At 56.2% G+C, this 16,158-nt stretch carries 16 protein-coding genes; 9 read left to right on the forward strand and 7 right to left on the reverse strand.

Translation table 11 applies throughout. The features are described from left to right. From KF784_15265 to KF784_15275, 3 genes are all read left to right on the forward strand, one after another. Positions 1 to 951, forward strand: coding sequence for a hypothetical protein (locus tag KF784_15265; GenBank protein MBX3120418.1), 951 nt, complete (start codon positions 1 to 3; stop codon positions 949 to 951). Next, positions 948 to 1,784 carry a 4-(cytidine 5'-diphospho)-2-C-methyl-D-erythritol kinase gene (gene ispE / locus KF784_15270; protein ID MBX3120419.1) on the forward strand — a complete coding sequence of 279 codons (837 nt, stop codon included), beginning with the start codon at positions 948 to 950 and terminating at the stop codon, positions 1,782 to 1,784. Before KF784_15265 ends, ispE begins: the two co-directional genes overlap by 4 nt. A 191-nt stretch (positions 1,785 to 1,975) precedes the next feature. After that, complete coding sequence (locus KF784_15275) at positions 1,976 to 2,341, forward strand: DUF3276 family protein (GenBank protein ID MBX3120420.1); 366 nt, start codon at positions 1,976 to 1,978, stop codon at positions 2,339 to 2,341. Between the two features lie 5 nt (positions 2,342 to 2,346). Here KF784_15275 and KF784_15280 read toward each other — a convergent pair whose 3' ends face one another. Beyond that, positions 2,347 to 3,006: a CoA transferase subunit B gene (locus KF784_15280; GenBank protein MBX3120421.1), complete on the reverse strand. Its 660-nt coding sequence runs from the start codon at positions 3,004 to 3,006 to the stop codon at positions 2,347 to 2,349. A 172-nt stretch (positions 3,007 to 3,178) separates the two neighbouring features. Between KF784_15280 and KF784_15285 the strand changes: the two genes are divergently transcribed. Next, positions 3,179 to 3,877 (forward strand): L,D-transpeptidase family protein, encoded by a 699-nt coding sequence (locus KF784_15285; GenBank protein ID MBX3120422.1) that lies wholly within the window; start codon positions 3,179 to 3,181, stop codon positions 3,875 to 3,877. A gap of 2 nt (positions 3,878 to 3,879) precedes the next feature. Here the strand turns inward: KF784_15285 and KF784_15290 are convergent, their stop codons facing one another. Both KF784_15290 and KF784_15295 read right to left on the reverse strand, forming a co-directional pair. After that, positions 3,880 to 4,581: a CoA transferase subunit A gene (locus KF784_15290; protein MBX3120423.1), complete on the reverse strand. Its 702-nt coding sequence runs from the start codon at positions 4,579 to 4,581 to the stop codon at positions 3,880 to 3,882. Between the two features lie 206 nt (positions 4,582 to 4,787). Further along, positions 4,788 to 5,120: a hypothetical protein gene (locus tag KF784_15295; protein ID MBX3120424.1), complete on the reverse strand. Its 333-nt coding sequence runs from the start codon at positions 5,118 to 5,120 to the stop codon at positions 4,788 to 4,790. A 99-nt stretch (positions 5,121 to 5,219) separates the two neighbouring features. Here KF784_15295 and mtnA point away from each other — a divergent pair, with 99 nt between their 5' ends. Then, on the forward strand, positions 5,220 to 6,191 hold the full coding sequence (gene mtnA, locus KF784_15300) for an S-methyl-5-thioribose-1-phosphate isomerase (protein MBX3120425.1): 972 nt from the start codon (positions 5,220 to 5,222) through the stop codon (positions 6,189 to 6,191). A 44-nt stretch (positions 6,192 to 6,235) separates the two neighbouring features. On the opposite strand, the gene KF784_15305 is transcribed toward mtnA, so the two are convergent. The 4 genes from KF784_15305 to KF784_15320 form a co-directional block, all read right to left on the reverse strand. Next, complete coding sequence (locus KF784_15305) at positions 6,236 to 6,430, reverse strand: hypothetical protein (protein ID MBX3120426.1); 195 nt, start codon at positions 6,428 to 6,430, stop codon at positions 6,236 to 6,238. Between the two features lie 186 nt (positions 6,431 to 6,616). Next, entirely contained in the window at positions 6,617 to 7,804 is a 1,188-nt protein-coding gene (locus KF784_15310) for a sigma-54-dependent Fis family transcriptional regulator (GenBank protein ID MBX3120427.1), read from the reverse strand. Further along, a complete protein-coding gene (locus KF784_15315; protein MBX3120428.1) occupies positions 7,801 to 9,345 on the reverse strand; it encodes a GAF domain-containing protein in 1,545 nt (514 codons plus the stop codon). Before KF784_15315 ends, KF784_15310 begins: the two co-directional genes overlap by 4 nt. 135 nt (positions 9,346 to 9,480) lie before the next feature. Continuing rightward, complete coding sequence (locus tag KF784_15320) at positions 9,481 to 11,970, reverse strand: hypothetical protein (GenBank protein MBX3120429.1); 2,490 nt, start codon at positions 11,968 to 11,970, stop codon at positions 9,481 to 9,483. Positions 11,971 to 12,176: 206 nt separating this feature from the next. Here KF784_15320 and KF784_15325 point away from each other — a divergent pair, with 206 nt between their 5' ends. The 4 genes from KF784_15325 to KF784_15340 all read left to right on the forward strand — a co-directional run bounded on the left by KF784_15325 (position 12,177) and on the right by KF784_15340 (position 16,041). Beyond that, positions 12,177 to 14,312 (forward strand): hypothetical protein, encoded by a 2,136-nt coding sequence (locus KF784_15325; GenBank protein MBX3120430.1) that lies wholly within the window; start codon positions 12,177 to 12,179, stop codon positions 14,310 to 14,312. Positions 14,313 to 14,495: 183 nt separating this feature from the next. Continuing rightward, positions 14,496 to 15,245 (forward strand): spondin domain-containing protein, encoded by a 750-nt coding sequence (locus KF784_15330; protein MBX3120431.1) that lies wholly within the window; start codon positions 14,496 to 14,498, stop codon positions 15,243 to 15,245. A 29-nt stretch (positions 15,246 to 15,274) separates the two neighbouring features. Continuing rightward, positions 15,275 to 15,781 carry an RNA polymerase sigma factor gene (locus tag KF784_15335; GenBank protein ID MBX3120432.1) on the forward strand — a complete coding sequence of 169 codons (507 nt, stop codon included), beginning with the start codon at positions 15,275 to 15,277 and terminating at the stop codon, positions 15,779 to 15,781. Beyond that, positions 15,778 to 16,041 (forward strand): hypothetical protein, encoded by a 264-nt coding sequence (locus tag KF784_15340; GenBank protein MBX3120433.1) that lies wholly within the window; start codon positions 15,778 to 15,780, stop codon positions 16,039 to 16,041. The genes KF784_15335 and KF784_15340 overlap by 4 nt, the downstream gene beginning before the upstream one ends. The last annotated feature ends 117 nt before the right edge of the window (positions 16,042 to 16,158 follow it).

The raw sequence follows: 16,158 nt of genomic DNA on the forward strand, positions 1-16,158 counted from the left end.
ATGGATGACATCCAGAGACAAGATCGAAAGCTGTTTGTGCGGGAACTCTTGTCTCCGGCGCGCATCTTTCTAAGCATTCTGTTGCTGCCTGCGGCATGGTTCTTTGTCGGTTTAGCGACCGATTTTGCCCTTCAATTTCAGCTTGCGGGAATCTTTGCCATCTTCATAGGACACGGGCTCGCTTCCTACAACGCCAGTCTGGGCCGCCGGTTTATCGACAAGCGCTATGAAATCCTATGGAACGGATGTCAGGAACGGTTGAAGCTGTTTGAGGAAGTGCTGAAAAAGCTCCGTAAGGAGCGCGTCGCCGACCTTCAAGAGATGCCCCGCACGATCTATCGCATCTCCCAATCCCTTTACATGGCCCTGCGCCGGGCCGACATGATCTGCGATGAGATTCGAAAGACCGAGAAGGGGTTTTATAGCCGCCCAACATCGTGGGCTCCCGCAGCGCTGGACGCTCAGGCCAAGGAGCTTTATCGCATTGCCGACAAGAATGTTGCCGAATACCGAGCCCATTACGCGGGGGTGATGGGAGGGGTAGAGCGAACGGAGGCTCAGGCGGCTGTTTTCATGACCACGGTCGATTCTTTGCGTATGAAGATGATCGGGTATCGCTTGGTGGGCAAAGCTCCCGAGATGTCGAGTCAGGACTTCCTGGAAGCAATCACCGAAACGAAGATGCAGCTTGATTCGATCGACCGTGCCCTCGAAGAGCTGGAGTTGACCCCGTTCCCAAAAACAATCTCTGTAATGCCGCCACCCCACCTGCCCGCGGACATTGCCGAGCAGATTGAGGAGTTGGATGCCCCGCCCCCTCACCGCCCCATCGATTCACACCCGGACGGAAATATGTCCCCTCCGCCCTTGCCGCCAGATATTGCTGCCAAATTGCAAGCGGCTCCTCCGCCCCAACCGCCGGTTTCTGATCAGGAGGAGCAAACGCTTTGACGTTGCGGGTCCTCTGCCCAGCCAAAATCAACACGTTTCTCGCCGTAGGGCCGAAGGATTCCATCGGCTACCATCCGATCCGGACAATCTTTCAGGCCGTATCCCTCTTTGATGAGTTGCTGCTTGCTCCTTCAACTGACGGGACGACACGCATCGAATCGGACTGGTCAGAACTGCCCGAATCGAACACAATGACCAAGGTCTTGAGCCTTGTTCGTGAGTACGTCAATGTGCCTCCACTCCATATCCATCTGACCAAGCGGATACCCTCCGAGAGCGGCTTGGGTGGGGGGAGCTCTGATGCAGCCGGGCTATTGCGAGGTATCCAGGAGTTGCTTGGAAATCCAATCGGGGATTCGTTGCTGAAGGACATCGCTTTTGCGGTTGGAGCCGATGTTCCGTTCTTTCTGGTTGGAGGTCGTGCGCAAGCGGAGGGCTATGGGGAGATACTGACACCCTTGCCGGACAAGCCAACGACTTGGATCGTGATTGCACGACCCTTTGAAGGGTGCTCAACCAAAGAGGCCTATGAACAGCTTGATGCAAAGGTGCGTCCGTGGCGAGAGTTTCCCGAAGGCGACGAGCTTTACAACGACTTTGAGCGAGTCGCCCCGTGCGGATCGCTGGACCTCAGCGAGCGTCTACAGGTTTTGGGAGCGTCGGGGGCGATGATGACGGGCTCGGGGTCGGCGGTTTTCGGGGAGGTTGAGTCTTCAGAGGCGGCCTTTGGGGCCTGTGAGAAATTAAAGGCGGAAGGCTCAGCTTCGTTTGTGATGGCTGCGAGAACCTTGGGAAGAGAGGAATCGTTGGCTCTGGAAACGGTTGGCAAGTAGTTGGTGGGTTGTCAGCAGGAGGTGGCTATACGTGTCACGTACCAAGCAGGACGCGCCTGCTCGCACAAGAGACAACAATGCCCGCCACTTGCCGACTACCTGCCAACCACTTGTCAACGTTCCCAAAGAAAATGTAGACATTTTTCTGCTTACCTCTTGCAACGCGGACAAATGCCGGATATAGTAGTGACATGTCTACTGTTACTACGACCAAGTCTGTGAAGCTCAGCTCACAATATGTCCAAGCCGGAAAGCGAAGTTACTTCTTCGATTTGAAGAAGTCGGGCTTCGGCGAGGTGTATTTCACGATCAGTCAGCTCGTACCCGAGGGGAATACGTGGACCCGAAGCACCGTGCTCATTCCCGCCGAGCACGCCCGCGCGTTCTACGACGGTTTGTGCGCGACGATCAAAGAGATGCGCCAGGCGATGGCACTAGAGCAAGCCGCATTAGAGGAAGTCGAGCAACGGTCGCCAGCGAAGACCCCTTCGCGAAAGGCTACGTCGAAGCAACCGCCCGCCCAATCCCGCTCTGTCGGGACGGCAAACGTGGCCTGACCCTCCTAAACGGCGACGGTGGCGAGGTTCGGGCTGACGTTGAAGTCCGCTTCGGTTTTGGCTTTGACCTCGTCTACCGTGACATCCGGCGCAAGCTCCACCAAAGTTAAGCCCTTTCCTCGGGCAACCTCAAAGACACAAAGATCGGTGATGATGAGGTCGACGCATTCTTTGCCTGTGAGCGGGAGTTTGCACTCCTTAAGCACCTTACTCTCGCCGGCTTTGTTTGTATGCTCCATCACGACGACCACACGTCGTACGCCAGCGACGAGGTCCATCGCCCCGCCCATTCCCTTCACCATCTTTCCAGGGATCATCCAGTTCGCGAGGTCGCCGCTGCCGCTCACCTCCATCGCTCCAAGAATCGTTAGGTCGATGTGTCCGCCGCGGATCATTCCAAAAGAGTCGGATGAGGAAAAGTAAACCGAGCCGGGAAGTTCCGTAATGGTCTGTTTGCCTGCATTGATCAGGTCGGGATCGGCTTCCCCCTCATAAGGGAACGGCCCCATACCCAGCATCCCATTCTCCGACTGGAACACCACATCCATGCCGTCGGGAATGTAGTTTGCCACGAGAGTGGGGATACCGATTCCCAGGTTCACATAGAATCCGTCGTGCAGCTCTTTCGCCGCTCTTTGTGCCAATTGCTCGCGAGTCAGGGGCATTTTGAATCGTCCTCGTTGATCGTAACGTTACTCATAAGGATAGCGTATTCAGCCTTAGCCCGACCGTGATGAATTGGATGTCATGCGTAGTAAAACCCTCGTTCTGTTGCTCACTGGGTCCGCACTCTGTATCGCTTCCCTTATCCTGAATTCCCGAGGAGATGGCTCAACCATGCAAGCATCCGATCCTCCACGAGTTGCCGAAGCGCGTAGGGCGAAAGAAAAGAAGCTTACAGAGATGAGCCGCAAGATCGGCATCCCCTATCCTGCTCCTGAGATTCTTATTCGAGCATTCAAGGGAGAGAGCGAGTTAGAGATTTGGGCCGCGCCCAAGAAAGGGGCTGCCATGAAGCTCCTCACAAGTTACAAGATCGCCGCACAGTCGGGAGAGCTTGGACCGAAGCGAAAGCAAGGGGACAGGCAGGTGCCTGAAGGCTTCTATCACATCGAACGCTTCAATCCTCAAAGCCGGTTTTTACTGTCCCTCGGCCTGAACTATCCAAACGGCTCTGACCAAAAGCTCTCTGACAAGGAGAAGCCCGGTGGCGACATCTTCATCCACGGAGATCAAAAGAGTATTGGTTGCCTGGCGATGACCGATGACAAAATCCAGGAGATCTATCTGATCGCCTATGGCGCTCGCAAAGCTGGACAGGCAAGAATTCCAGTCCATATCTATCCCATGCGAATGACACGTGCCAATGCGAAAATACTCGCCGAGCACTCGGTGTCCGATCCGGCATTAAGCAAACTATGGGCACAGCTTCAAAAGGGTTACGATGCTTTTGAAGCTACCAAGCGCCCGCCCAAGATTGCAGTCAGCGCCGATGGAGCTTATCGCGTCACGAAGGTACAGCCGAGTTCAGGCTAAGGCTACTCACGGGGTCGGGTCGTCTCGCGCTCGATCCGCTTTTCGTAGACAGGACCCTTTAACAGCCGCTGAACGAAAATACCAGGCGTATGAATGTCGTCAGCCCCCAACTCTCCCGGCTCCACGATCTCTTCTACTTCGGCGATCGTGACTTTGCCCGCGGTCGCCATCATCGGGTTGAAGTTTCGCGCAGTCTTCCGATAGAGCAGATTTCCGGTGGTGTCGGCTTTCCAAGCTTTGACGATGCTCAGGTCGGCAACCAACCCCGATTCCATCACATACCATTCACCGTTGAACTGGCGGGTTTCCTTGCCTTCGGCGATCATGGTGCCATAGCCGGTCTTGGTGTAGAAGGCGGGGATTCCTGCGCCTCCAGCGCGAATGCGCTCGGCAAGAGTGCCCTGAGGATTGAATTCAAGCTCGAGTTCCCCGCTGAGGAATTGCCGCTCAAACTCGGCGTTCTCACCCACATAGCTCGAAAGCATCTTCTTGATCTGGCGGGTTTGCAGGAGGATGCCAAGGCCAAAATCGTCCACTCCGCAGTTGTTGCTGATGACGGTGATGTCTTTCACACCCGATTCACGCAACGCGAGAATCAGATTCTCGGGAATTCCGCACAGGCCAAATCCCCCTGCCATGATCGTCATTCCATCAAAAAGCAAACCATCGAGCGCTTCAGTGGCGCTGCCGTATACCTTGTTCATCGTTGAATCCCGCCTTCGGTGTCCCTTAGATTCTACTTGGTTTGAGGGCGGGCGTGGGTTCGGAGATATGGAGGGTCCAAACGCAAAAATGGGAGCGGAATCCCGCTCCCAATATAAGTTCAATGATTGTAGAGAATGGCTTCTACTCTTGACGAAGCCACTTATATAGACGCAAATGAAACGAAAACGTTCCAATCTGTAGAGAGTTATTTTGAAAATGCTGTCGAAATCAGGGTCTCGATCTTAAAAGTGATCTCGCTGTTGGTCGCCAAGCGGTCGCAGCCAATCTCCGCGCCAAGGGCATGAAGCTCTTTCTCCTTGTGCCCCGCATGACCGATCACGTAAATTCCCTTTTCGCGAAGAAGAGGGACGATTTCGGACGGGCACAGAGTTGTGGAACCGAGATTGACGATGGCGACTTTTGCTTCGGTGGTTTCAGGAACGGCTGATGCAACAACCGGATCGTGTCCAAGGCCCTTCAAAGAGTGTGTAAAGCGTCCGCTCCAGATAAGGTTGTCTTCGAAGATGAGAACTTGCATGAGATGAGGTGAAGTTTACTTCGACGTGGGATTTCAATGATCGCTCTCTGCAACTCACGACTCACGACTCACGACTCACGACAAAGTATTCTATCCCCCATGTCCGTCGTACCGATGCGCTGGGATTCCGGCAAGCTTTTGATGCTCGACCAGCGGCTCTTGCCCCAAACGACTGTTTGGATAGAACTGACAACTTGGCAGGAGGTACACGACGCGATTAAGGACATGGCTGTGCGTGGCGCTCCTGCGATCGGCGTTGCTGCCGCATATGGCATGGCGCTGGCTGTGGCTCAAGGCGCGGACTTTGAAGAAGCTCGTGCGGGTTTAGCAAGCTCCCGCCCAACAGCGGTGAATCTCTTTTGGGCGCTCGACCGAATCGCCTCCCTGCCCAACCACTCCTTTGACAGCGTGCTTGCCGAGGCACAATCCATCGAGCGTGAAGACCTGGAGATGAACCTGAAGATTGGGCGCAATGGGGCCGAACTGATACCGAACAATGCCCGCATCCTCACCATTTGCAACACAGGTGGGCTTGCAACGGCAGGACACGGAACCGCGCTTGGGGTCATCCGCACCGCCCACGCCGACGGCAAGGGCATCTTCGTCTATTCGTGTGAGACGCGCCCCCGACAGCAGGGCCTGCGGCTGACCGCCTACGAACTGGTGCAGGAAGGCATTCCCTTTGAGAGCATCGCTGACGGCGCTGCCGCTTCCCTGATGCGCGCGGGCAAAGTGGATTTGGTCATTGCGGGGGCCGACCGCATTGCGCGGAACGGCGACACCGCAAACAAGATCGGCACCTATATGCTTGCGGTCTGTGCAAACCACCACGCCATTCCGTTCTATATCGCGGCGCCGTCGTCGACGTTCGACCTTGAGTTAGAGGACGGCGGTGGCATCCCGATCGAAGAGCGCGACGCTTCAGAGTTGACGCATATCGAAGGTGTTGCCGTTGCGCCGGAAGGCTGTCCGGTTTACAATCCAGGGTTTGATGTCACGCCCGGAGAGATCGTTTCCGGCATCATCACCGAAGAAGGAGTTTATACACAGCCGTTTGCTTTCACAAAATAACCCCCGCCGAGGATTTCTCGACGGAGGTCTGCATTCCAAAAGACTTAATAGTCTTTCGGAATCGTGAGTCGAACCACTTCTGCAAACATTCTTTCGTACTGCTGGAAGAAACCCTCGTCAGATACCTTCCGTTCAATCTTGCTTCCTTGCAAAGACTGAACAGCTTTCTTGATGAAAGAGGATGCTCTTGTAATCAGGGGATAGCCCACTGTAGGGCGTGCCTGGGTTCTGATACTCATGTCTGGCCTCCTTTCAAGGCGACACGTCTACCCGTGCCACGGCCGGACCGAGTATAGGTCCGCTATGGTCGGAGTTCAACATTGAACCCAATGAAATGTGAGTGTACTGGCTGGGTTTTTCCCAACCATAAGCTATAAGGCGACTTGCCCAGTTAAGATTTCTTAATCCCTAGGACTCACAGATGTTTATGCGGCCTTTTTAAGCGTAGGCGGGAGCATCTTTAGGCTAATCTCTTCGGCCTCACGAGGGGCCAAGACGACCACGCGTTCCATCATATTCTCCAGCTCGCGCACGTTTCCAGGCCAGCGATAATCCGTCAAAACACGCTCGGCCTCAATGCTCACATCCAGCTTCGTACGTTCGTTCTCGGCGCAGAATTTTTCCAAGAAGTGCCGAGCGAGGGGCAGGATATCCTGCTCGCGCTCGCGCAAGGGTGGGATGAAAATCTCAACGACTTGCAGTCGGTAGTAAAGGTCAAGCCGGAAGACGCCCTGATCCACTGCCTCCATCAGTTCGCGGTTTGTGGCTGCAAGCAGTCGAACGTCGACTCGAGTTGGCTTTGATCCACCCAGGCGTTCGAACTCCCGTTCCTGCAAGACGCGAAGAAGTTTGACTTGAGTGGCGAGCGGAATCTCTCCGATCTCGTCCATAAACAAAGTTCCGTTATCCGCAAGTTCAAAGCGTCCTGCTTTCGATCCATTGGCGCCCGTAAACGCACCCTTTTCATAGCCGAACAGCTCGCTTTCAAGCAGTGTTTCGGGCAGAGCCGCACACGAAACGGCAACAAAGGCATGGTCTTTTCGCACGCTCAAATCATGCAGGGCACGAGCGATCACCTCTTTTCCAGTGCCGCTTTCTCCGGTAATGAGAACTGTGGCGCGGGAATCGGCGACCTGCTCAATCGTCTCCAGAATCTCCAGCATCGCAGGAGATTCGGCGATAAAGGTTTTGCCCTTCTTTTTCGGCAGACGCTTTGTCGCGGTTGGCGCAGACATGGGAGTAGCCGCTTCTTCGAGTGCGCTGGCAACGACACGTTTGAGGGATTCGATGTCGAAAGGCTTGGTGACGTACTCAAACGCACCCTCGCGGATGGATTGCACGGCAGCAGGGATCGTTCCGTAGGCCGTCATGATGACGACTTGGATATCGGGAGCAAAATCTTTAATCTCACGAAGCAGTTCATAGCCGGTCTTGCCGGGCATGGTGACATCGGTAAGCACGACGTGGGGGCTGTGTTCCTTCACCGCGCCCATCGCCTTATGAGCATCTTCAGCAATCCAAACCGAGTAGCCCTCTTTCTCAAAGGCTACTTGCAGGATTCGCCGAATATGCGGCTCGTCGTCAACTATTAAGATCCCAATGCGTTCGTTCAACGATCTCCCCTAGGTTTTAGCTGGATGGTAAACCTTGTTCCGCTTCCTTCTGTGGACTTCACTTCGATGCTGCCGCCGTGTGCATCGATCACTTTTCTCACATTGCTTAAGCCCAATCCTGTTCCCTTTGGCTTCGTCGTAAAGAACGGTGTGAAAAGTTTCGACTGTTGTTCTTCCGTCATTCCACAACCGTCGTCTTCAACGCTTAGCCAACCGTTCCCTACCGTCAATTCCACTGTTCCGCCTGGCTCACATGCCTGGAGCGCATTCAACAATAAGTTGCGGACCGCCTGTTCAAGCCGGAACGGGTCACCCCATATTTTCGGCTCTTGCGCCGAGATTTCCAGGCTCAATCGTACGTTTGCGTCATCAAATTCTTTTTGATGTTGATCAATCAGTTGGCTAGCAAGCTCATTCAGTCGGATTCTGGACTCTCTGAGCTCAAGAGGGCGGGCAAAATCGAGGAAGTCATCACACAATGAATTCAGCTTCATCGCTTCCTCTTCGATGATGTTTGCAAACTCCTTTACATGCTCCTCCGACTGTCGCACCATTTGCGCCGATCCGCGGATGCTGGCGAGCGGGTTCCGTATCTCGTGAGCAATTGCGGCGGTCATCTGACCGATCTCGGCAAGACGCCGAACACGGTCGAGCTCCTTGAGCGTCTGGTCATACTCGCTGACGTCTTCGATCGAGACAGCCGCGCCGCCAGAAGGCATCGGGGTCGCGATGATGGACCAAGCACGCTGAGTGTCTGGGTCATAAGCTCGGCGAGGCGCGCGACGGCCTTCGAGAGCGGCTTCAAAGGATTCCTGAAGGGGGCCTGCGAGCGCTTTTGAGGCGTTGGCAATATAGCCTTCCCACTCCATTCCATCGTCGGGCGACCATCCTATCAAACTGCGGGCTTCGGGGTTCACCTCTTCGATGCGGCCCTGCGCATTTACGACGATGACACCGACGCCGAGGCAAGAAACCACCGCTTCCAGTTTTTCGTGCAACGCCGTCGACTCCCCTAGCGCCTCATTGAGACGGTTGATAAGCTTGGCATTGCCGACGGCTAAGGCAACGTAATGGGCCACCGATTCGGCGTGGCGCAAATCCTCCTGGACAAAGGGCTCCTCCCCGCACTTGCGCGAAAGGTTCAGCACACCAATGCAACCCGTTTCGGGGGCAATGAGCGGCAGAACGAGCGAGCTGGCGATGTCGGCTCGCTTTCGTCGAACTTTGAAAGCAAGCGCCGGATGGGCGTCGGGATCTCCGATAAGCATCGGCTCGCCTCGCACGATACAAGTTCCCGCAATCCCAACCCCCGGCATAAGCCGAGCACCGTCGGGAACGCGCATGTCCGTACCGGCCTTTACGGCGACTTCGTAGGTATTGGTAAGGTCATCCCTGAGGAAAAGAGAGGCTCCAGACGCCTGAAACCAGGCGGCACACCGTTCGAGGGTGGTCGACAGAAAGCGGTCCAGCCCTTCGCTGCCGACCGTCAAAGACGCATCAAACAGACTCCAGACGTCACGTACAAGAAGCTCGCGCGGCATTCGGAATTCTTAGTACAGATTGTCGGCGAGTTGGGCGGAAATCTTAGCTATCAACTATCAGCCATCAGCTATCGGCTATCGGCTATCGGCTATCGGCTATCAAGCTTCACCGATGGCTGATTGCTGATGGCCGCGTTACTTCAACATCGCATTGAACAGCAGCTTGAACGTCCCGTGCGACTGTGCACGGAAGGTGATTTCCGGCCCGAACAGATACAGCGTTCCCTTCCCGACCGGGGCCTGCGCCATCGCGACACCCTTATCCAGATACTTCGCGCCCCACGCCCAGCCGCTGCGCAGAGGGTTCGGAGAATCGAACCATGCAATCGGCTTCACGCCATCGCCGGTGATCTTGAACACGGGCGAGTTGTCGAACATGACGTTCGCCCGTTCGCCCATCCCGCGCGACACGGGAAGCGTGTTGTCCACCGCCACGCTCAGCACCGATCCAGGGACGTAATACTTCTCACGCCCCAAGGGCTTACCATCCTCCATCAGATGGCTCTCGATGGGCAGCTCAAGGTGTTTACCCAGTGAGGTGGACCCGCCGATGGTGACGACCGTTCCGCCCGCCTCAAGGAAGTTCTTCAGTTGCAGGACGGTGGCCTTCGACACCGACCCCAGCATGTGCCAATAGCTGGCAGGGATGCCCTCATAGTTCGGCTCGGACGGGTCGCGCAACGTCGCCGGGATCGCGCCGTCGACGAAGATGATGACGTCGTACTTCTCCTTCAGCAGTCCCGTATCCAGCTCGCGCGCAAAGACGACGGTGTAGGGGATGCCCCATTGGTCGAAGATCCACCGAATCCAGCCGGAGTCCATCGACCCGCCATAGCGGTCCCACAAAGCGATGCGCGGCAGCTTGATCTCGACGTCGCCGTTTCCGTTGGAAGTGGACGCAAATCCGTTCGCGTTTCGATAGACCTTCTTGCCAGCCTTGAACCACTCGAAAACCGCCTTATAGGAGTAGTTGCTTCGATCGCTTAGCTGCGTCGCGTCCGATGAGAAGTCCGACTCCTTCCAATCGACGATCTTCTCAAACGGCCCCTCAAAGGCGTCCAAAATCCGGTCGAACTTCACGCCCATCTGATAGGCCAGCGTATAGCCCGCGTTGTCGTAGGGCGGGGTGGGGGGAGCCCCCGGCGCCGTAATGTCGTTCGGGTGATCCTGCGGCTCGAACATATCGAGGATGTGCGCGCGGAAAGCCTGCGCAGACTTTACGATCAGCGACCCAGCCGGGTACTTTCTGCCCCCGACCTCAAATTCGGCAGTGGCACGGTGAATGTCGATCCCGTTCTCCACAAGCGCGGTCACAAATTTCTCAGCGGTAAAGAAGTCGTCCTGGTCGCGGGGGATGATATATCCCCGGGGAGAGCGAAGCTCCGGCTTGCGCACGTCCTCCAGATTCCTTACTCCGTTCAGCCGCGAAGGATAGTCGATCCAGCTGTCTTTCGATCCGTTCTCGATCTGCCGACGACCCATCTGATACATGCCGTAAAGCCACTCGCTGCGATAGCGCGATGCGATGTCCAAAATCGCATAGTTGGCTGTTACCGAGTAATCGACCGACTGCCGAAACTTCCATTCTTGGGGTCCGATGGGGAAAATTAGATTTCCCTTAGGCTCCAGCCGGTTCGCCACGAACGGGATACGCATGGGTGTCGGACTGCCAATGGTTTCGGTGAGGATGCCGACTATATTGTGAAAATAGGCTGTGGTGCGCAGGCCGCCGTTCCACCAAGTCGAATACGACGCGCCATCGCGCATGGTCACGCCCGGCTTATTCTCCCGAATGAAGCGCGTGTGCATGGCAATACCCACCTGCTCGATGCCCGCCATCACCTGCGGGTCGATGTTATGGTTGAACGGATCGCGGAATGGCGGCGCAAACATGACGGTTCCACGCGGTCCGGTCTGGTGATGGTTGTACATGATCTGCGGGTACCACTCCCGGTACATCACGCGGTTCATGTTCTTGGTTTCGCGTTGGGTTGCCGCGTAAAAGTCGCGGTTGTTGTCGTGCCCGATATATTTCTGATACAGCCGGGGGATATTGAAACCTCGTTTGTTTGGGTCGGATTCCTGCATGTACCAGTCGCTCATCAGGTCCATCCCGTCGGGATTTGCGTGGACAAACAGGATGATCACGTCATTCAGAATGCGCTTGGTCTCTTCGTCGTTGTGGCTGATCAGCTGATAAACCGACTCCATCAGAACCTGGGCACACAGCACCTCGCTGGCGTGGAGGCCACCATCAATCCAGACTACAGCCTTCCCTTCCGCAGCGAGCTTCTTGGCTTCGGCGTCGCTAAGGTTCTCCGCCCGGGCGAGCTTCTCGGAAATCTTTCGATAATGCTCAAGCTTCTTGATGTTGTCCGGCGAGCTGACAATAGCCATCAACTGGTCGCGGCCCTCCTCTGTCTTGCCCATGACCTTGACGGTCATGCGGTCCGACTCCTTATCGAGCAGCGCCCAGTACTTGCTCAGAGCTTGGTAGTTGGGGAGCTGATAATCCGCGCCGATCTCGTGGCCGAAGAAGATTTTGGGGTCGGTGACCTTCTGCTGGGCAAGAGCAAGGGTCGGGATCAGAGCGAGCAGAAGCAAAAATGTCCGGGCATGCCGCATGAAGGGGAGATTACCTGGAGGTTGTCGTTGTGAGGAACACGAAGGGATCTGCTGACCCTTGGCTTCGGCCTGATCCAGAATGCCACGCATACGCGGCAATATTCTTCAAATCGCTCTACCTTGATTCAAAAAACCGAATCCTTTATACTGGCAGCAGAAGCCGTCGGCTTCTGATAGCCGTCGGCGAACCTTAGGGGAGGTTCCTGATGAAATCACTTTTACGCAAAGTTGGGCTATGTCTGCTCTGCGGCAACTTCGCCGCAACCGTTGCATTCAGCTACACGCCCACAGTATCGTTGTCTGCGCCCGTCGCTCAAGTCGGCGTTCGCGGAGCCGAAAACCGAGCCACCGAAGCTTTGGGCACGGCTGCCGTCAAGGTGGACGATGCCCTGAAAGCCGCCGGACGAGCGGAAGCTGCCCGACCCCTCGGTGAGGCGAAAGCACAGATTGGAGGGGCGCTAGGAGCCGCGAAAGCTGGCGACTTCGACCGCGCCGCCACACAAACCCGTCTTGCACAATCGGCTTTGCAACAGGCAGCCGCCGGAGCGCGCAACGCCAGCGCGGCAATCCAAGGTGCGATCAAGACAGCGGCAGAGGCCGTTGGCGCGGGCCTGAACGCCGTTCTGCTCACCCCGACCGGGTTTGACGTGATCATGCCCAGCGTTGCTGCAGAGGGGGAATCGTTTACCGGCCTTGTTGTGGGTGAACTTCCAGAGGGTCGCATCGACCCGACCGCTTTGGCGGGCGAAGAGGTCGCCGTCTATTCCGGCACTGTCGCGGGTGTTGAAAAGGTTGGACCGAAGGGACAAGTGGGCGGAAGCACGCTCAGCAACTTCCTGCCCCTCGCTGCCATCCCGATCATCGTCACGATGTCGCAGCAGTTCGGCGGAAAGAAGTCGAAGCCGAAGAGCGATCCCTGCACCATCGTTCCAATGCCGAAGGAGGAGTTGCCTCCCTCGATCGTCAACTCGACGCCTACGATTGGCACCGACGGCGTTGTTCGAGCCACCGGCACGAACTTGAATGGACTGAAGAATCCCGCTCTGGTCTCGTCCACTGGGCAAACGATCCCCATTGGCGACACCGACGCAGGCTCTTCAATGGAGCAGCTCTTTGTCGCGCAGAACGTGCCCGCTGGCGAGTACACCTTCCAGGCGGAAACCCCCGACGGCAAACTGCTCAAAGCCCCCAACAAGTCGGTCAAGCCTTCGCTCAGACTGTCGGGACCAGGTACGGTTCAGCGTGGTGCGACGGGCGAGATTGAGATCGCCTCCAATGCGTCTGGATTCGTCACGCTGCGTGGTGGTCAGCCGCAGATCGCGCTTCAAAAGAGCTATGCCTACGTGGAAGCAGGAGGCTCGGCGAAGATTCCGTTCACAGCAAACGTGACCGGAAACTACACCGTCACCGCTGTCATCTCCGACGAACCGCCGCAAGAGGAGATCGAAAACCCCGGCGTCTTCTCAGTTTCAGACCCTAAGGTCGAATGTACGCCGAACTCAGGAACGAATACGACCAAGGTTGACGTCTCCACAACCCTAAAAAGCGACAAACCCGTTCCAAACGGCATGGTCGACGTCATGGTCACGTACCCTGGTGGCGTCGGCTATGAGCGGGCGATGGTCAACCGCAACAACATCGCTAACTGCTCGCTTACCGTTCCGAAAATGATCCAGCCGTCTCTGGTCAATGCTTACGTTGTCAACGCGGGCGGCCCGAACATGATGTGGAATCAGGTGGGTTCCGTTTTTCCCGGAATCCTCTGCGGCTCGGGCCTTGGCGGCAGCAGCAAGAAGCCACCGGCAACCCCTGAAGCGTGGGATCCTGTGAAATGGATCGACGACTTCAACGCCGCGACGAAAGATGTCGCCGAATTCGAGGTCACCGTCTATTGCGACCAGCCTGGAAATGGCGGCGACAGAGACGCTTATGAAGATGGCGATGTCGGACACACCTTCATTGAAATCTCGGGTGGCGGAAAGTCGATTATGGGTGGATTCTATCCGGGCAGTCCGGTGAGCACGGTGGACGTCCTCACTGGCGCCGACAAAGATGGCAAGCTCGTCAACGATAAAGATCACCCCTGGGATGTCAAGAAGACGTTCAAGGTGAAGTTTGCCGACGTCGAGAAGATGAAGCAGGAATGGAAGAAGTGGAAGGATAAGAAGTACAACCTTGCGAAGGCGAACTGTACGGACTTTGTGAAGGAGGTCTGCAAGGCAGGTGGAGTTACCCTTCCAGACGGCAAGAGCAATTGGCCCGCACCTATGTCGGGAACGTCCTCTTCCAACCCCGGTGCGCTGGGTGAAGACCTCGCCAAGGATGGTGGCACGAGGAAGTAAATTCCACGCAAGCCATCAATCCACTATGCCTCCACCCTCCTTAGGGTGGAGGCGAATCAGTTGGAGAGCAATGCCCTGTCGTGCCTTCCCCAAAATCAATCTCATAATTCCGGAAACACTTTTGGACTGCCAGGGATTCCCCTCTCCGCATGAACGTTGTGTCAGCGCCATGCGGAGGAAATGATGAAAGGAAGTCTACGAATACTATCACTCGCATTAATTGCGTCGGCTGGCGTTGCCCAGGCGGCGGATTTTCAAATCACGATCACCAACGTCGGTCCCCAACCCCTGAGCCCCTTCTACTTTGCCGCTGCCGATAACAGCTTCAATATCTTCAACGTCGGCGGGACGTCCTCGCTCGGCATCAAAGACATCGCCGAGACGGGAAATACAGCTGAGATGCTGAACATCACGAACGCGGCCGGCGGCGCGGTGGGGGCGTTCGGTGTGATCGGCATGTCCCCGCTGGGGCCTGGCGACACCCGCATGATGAGCTTCTCGACCGACATGAGTCACGGGTTCTTCTCGTTTGCTACGATGCTTGGCAAGACCAACGATGGATTCCTTGGCGAGTCGTTCAGTTCGATGGGGCTCTCGCTATTTAGCGGCTCGAATCCGGTGGGATTTGATCTGACAATCACCGGTGCACGAGCATGGGATGCGGGCACTGAGCTGAACACCCAGAACGCCGCCGACCTAGCCTTCCTTGGCGGTAACGGCAACCCGGCGGAGAACTCTGGCGACGACCACATTCGGGTTCACGCCGGTATCATCAATGGAGTAGGAGACAGCTGGGACCAGATGCCAGCATGGTCGCAGAATACCGATCTGCTACGTGTGCAGGTCACCCCCGTTCCAGAACCGGCAAGCATGGCAGTGCTCGGTTTGGGCGCTTTGGCGCTTATCCGTAAGAGGAGAAATCGTAAATCGTAAAGGAAACCACGGTATCCATGCCTCTCGGCATGAGCACACGTCCCAAATTTGAGGACGTGGCTCTTGCCGAGATGGCAGTCCTCTATCGAGTCGCTCGACGGCTGACGATGGATGATGTGTGGGCGGAGGACCTGGTCGGGCAAACTCTCCTGCAAGCGGCTAAAGGTTGGAGTGGATTCGACGGCCGCTACCCCCGAAGCTGGCTGATCCGAATTTTGCAGAATGTGTATCGAAAAGATCTCCGGCGAGCTTCTTCCCGTCCTGCGACAGTTCCCCTCGAAGACTATATCCCAGAGTCGTCCGACACTTGGGCAAGTGTGAATTGGAGGCTCGTAGGGGAGTTCATTCAGGAGGAGCTTGACAAGCTGCCTGACGAATACAAACTTGCTGTCACTCTTTGCGATGTTGAAGAAATGACTTATGATGAAGCTGCAGAAGCGCTTGGCGTACCGCAGGGAACGGTGAAGTCACGATTGTTCCGGGGCCGTCGACTCTTACGACAAAGGTTGGCTGTGATTCAGCCGGGTTTAGAATGACCAACATCTTCCGCCGCAAACGGTCCGTCCACAAGCCCTGTCGGCATATGGAGGGCCTCCTTAATCGCACCGCTGACGGGACCTCCCGTGGCTTTGCGAAATGGTATGCATTGGCCCACGCCGCGCGATGTCCGGGATGCCGGAAGTTCTTGGAGCACCTGGAAGAGATGATCGCCCAGTTGAAGAAGAATAAGGGTCCCGAAGCTAGCCCTGAGGCGCTGGATCGGTTGACGGCGTTGGTCAGAGAGAGTGGGGAATAGGGTGACCCTATTCGTAATCAACGGGTGGGGCAGTTTTCTTGGCGGTGCGACATCACGAGGCATTGTCACGATCAAGCAACGCACGTCGCTACGGCTAACACTTCAATCTCAATCAAC

The organism is Fimbriimonadaceae bacterium (assembly GCA_019638775.1).
Classification (GTDB): Bacteria; Armatimonadota; Fimbriimonadia; order Fimbriimonadales; family Fimbriimonadaceae; genus JAHBTD01.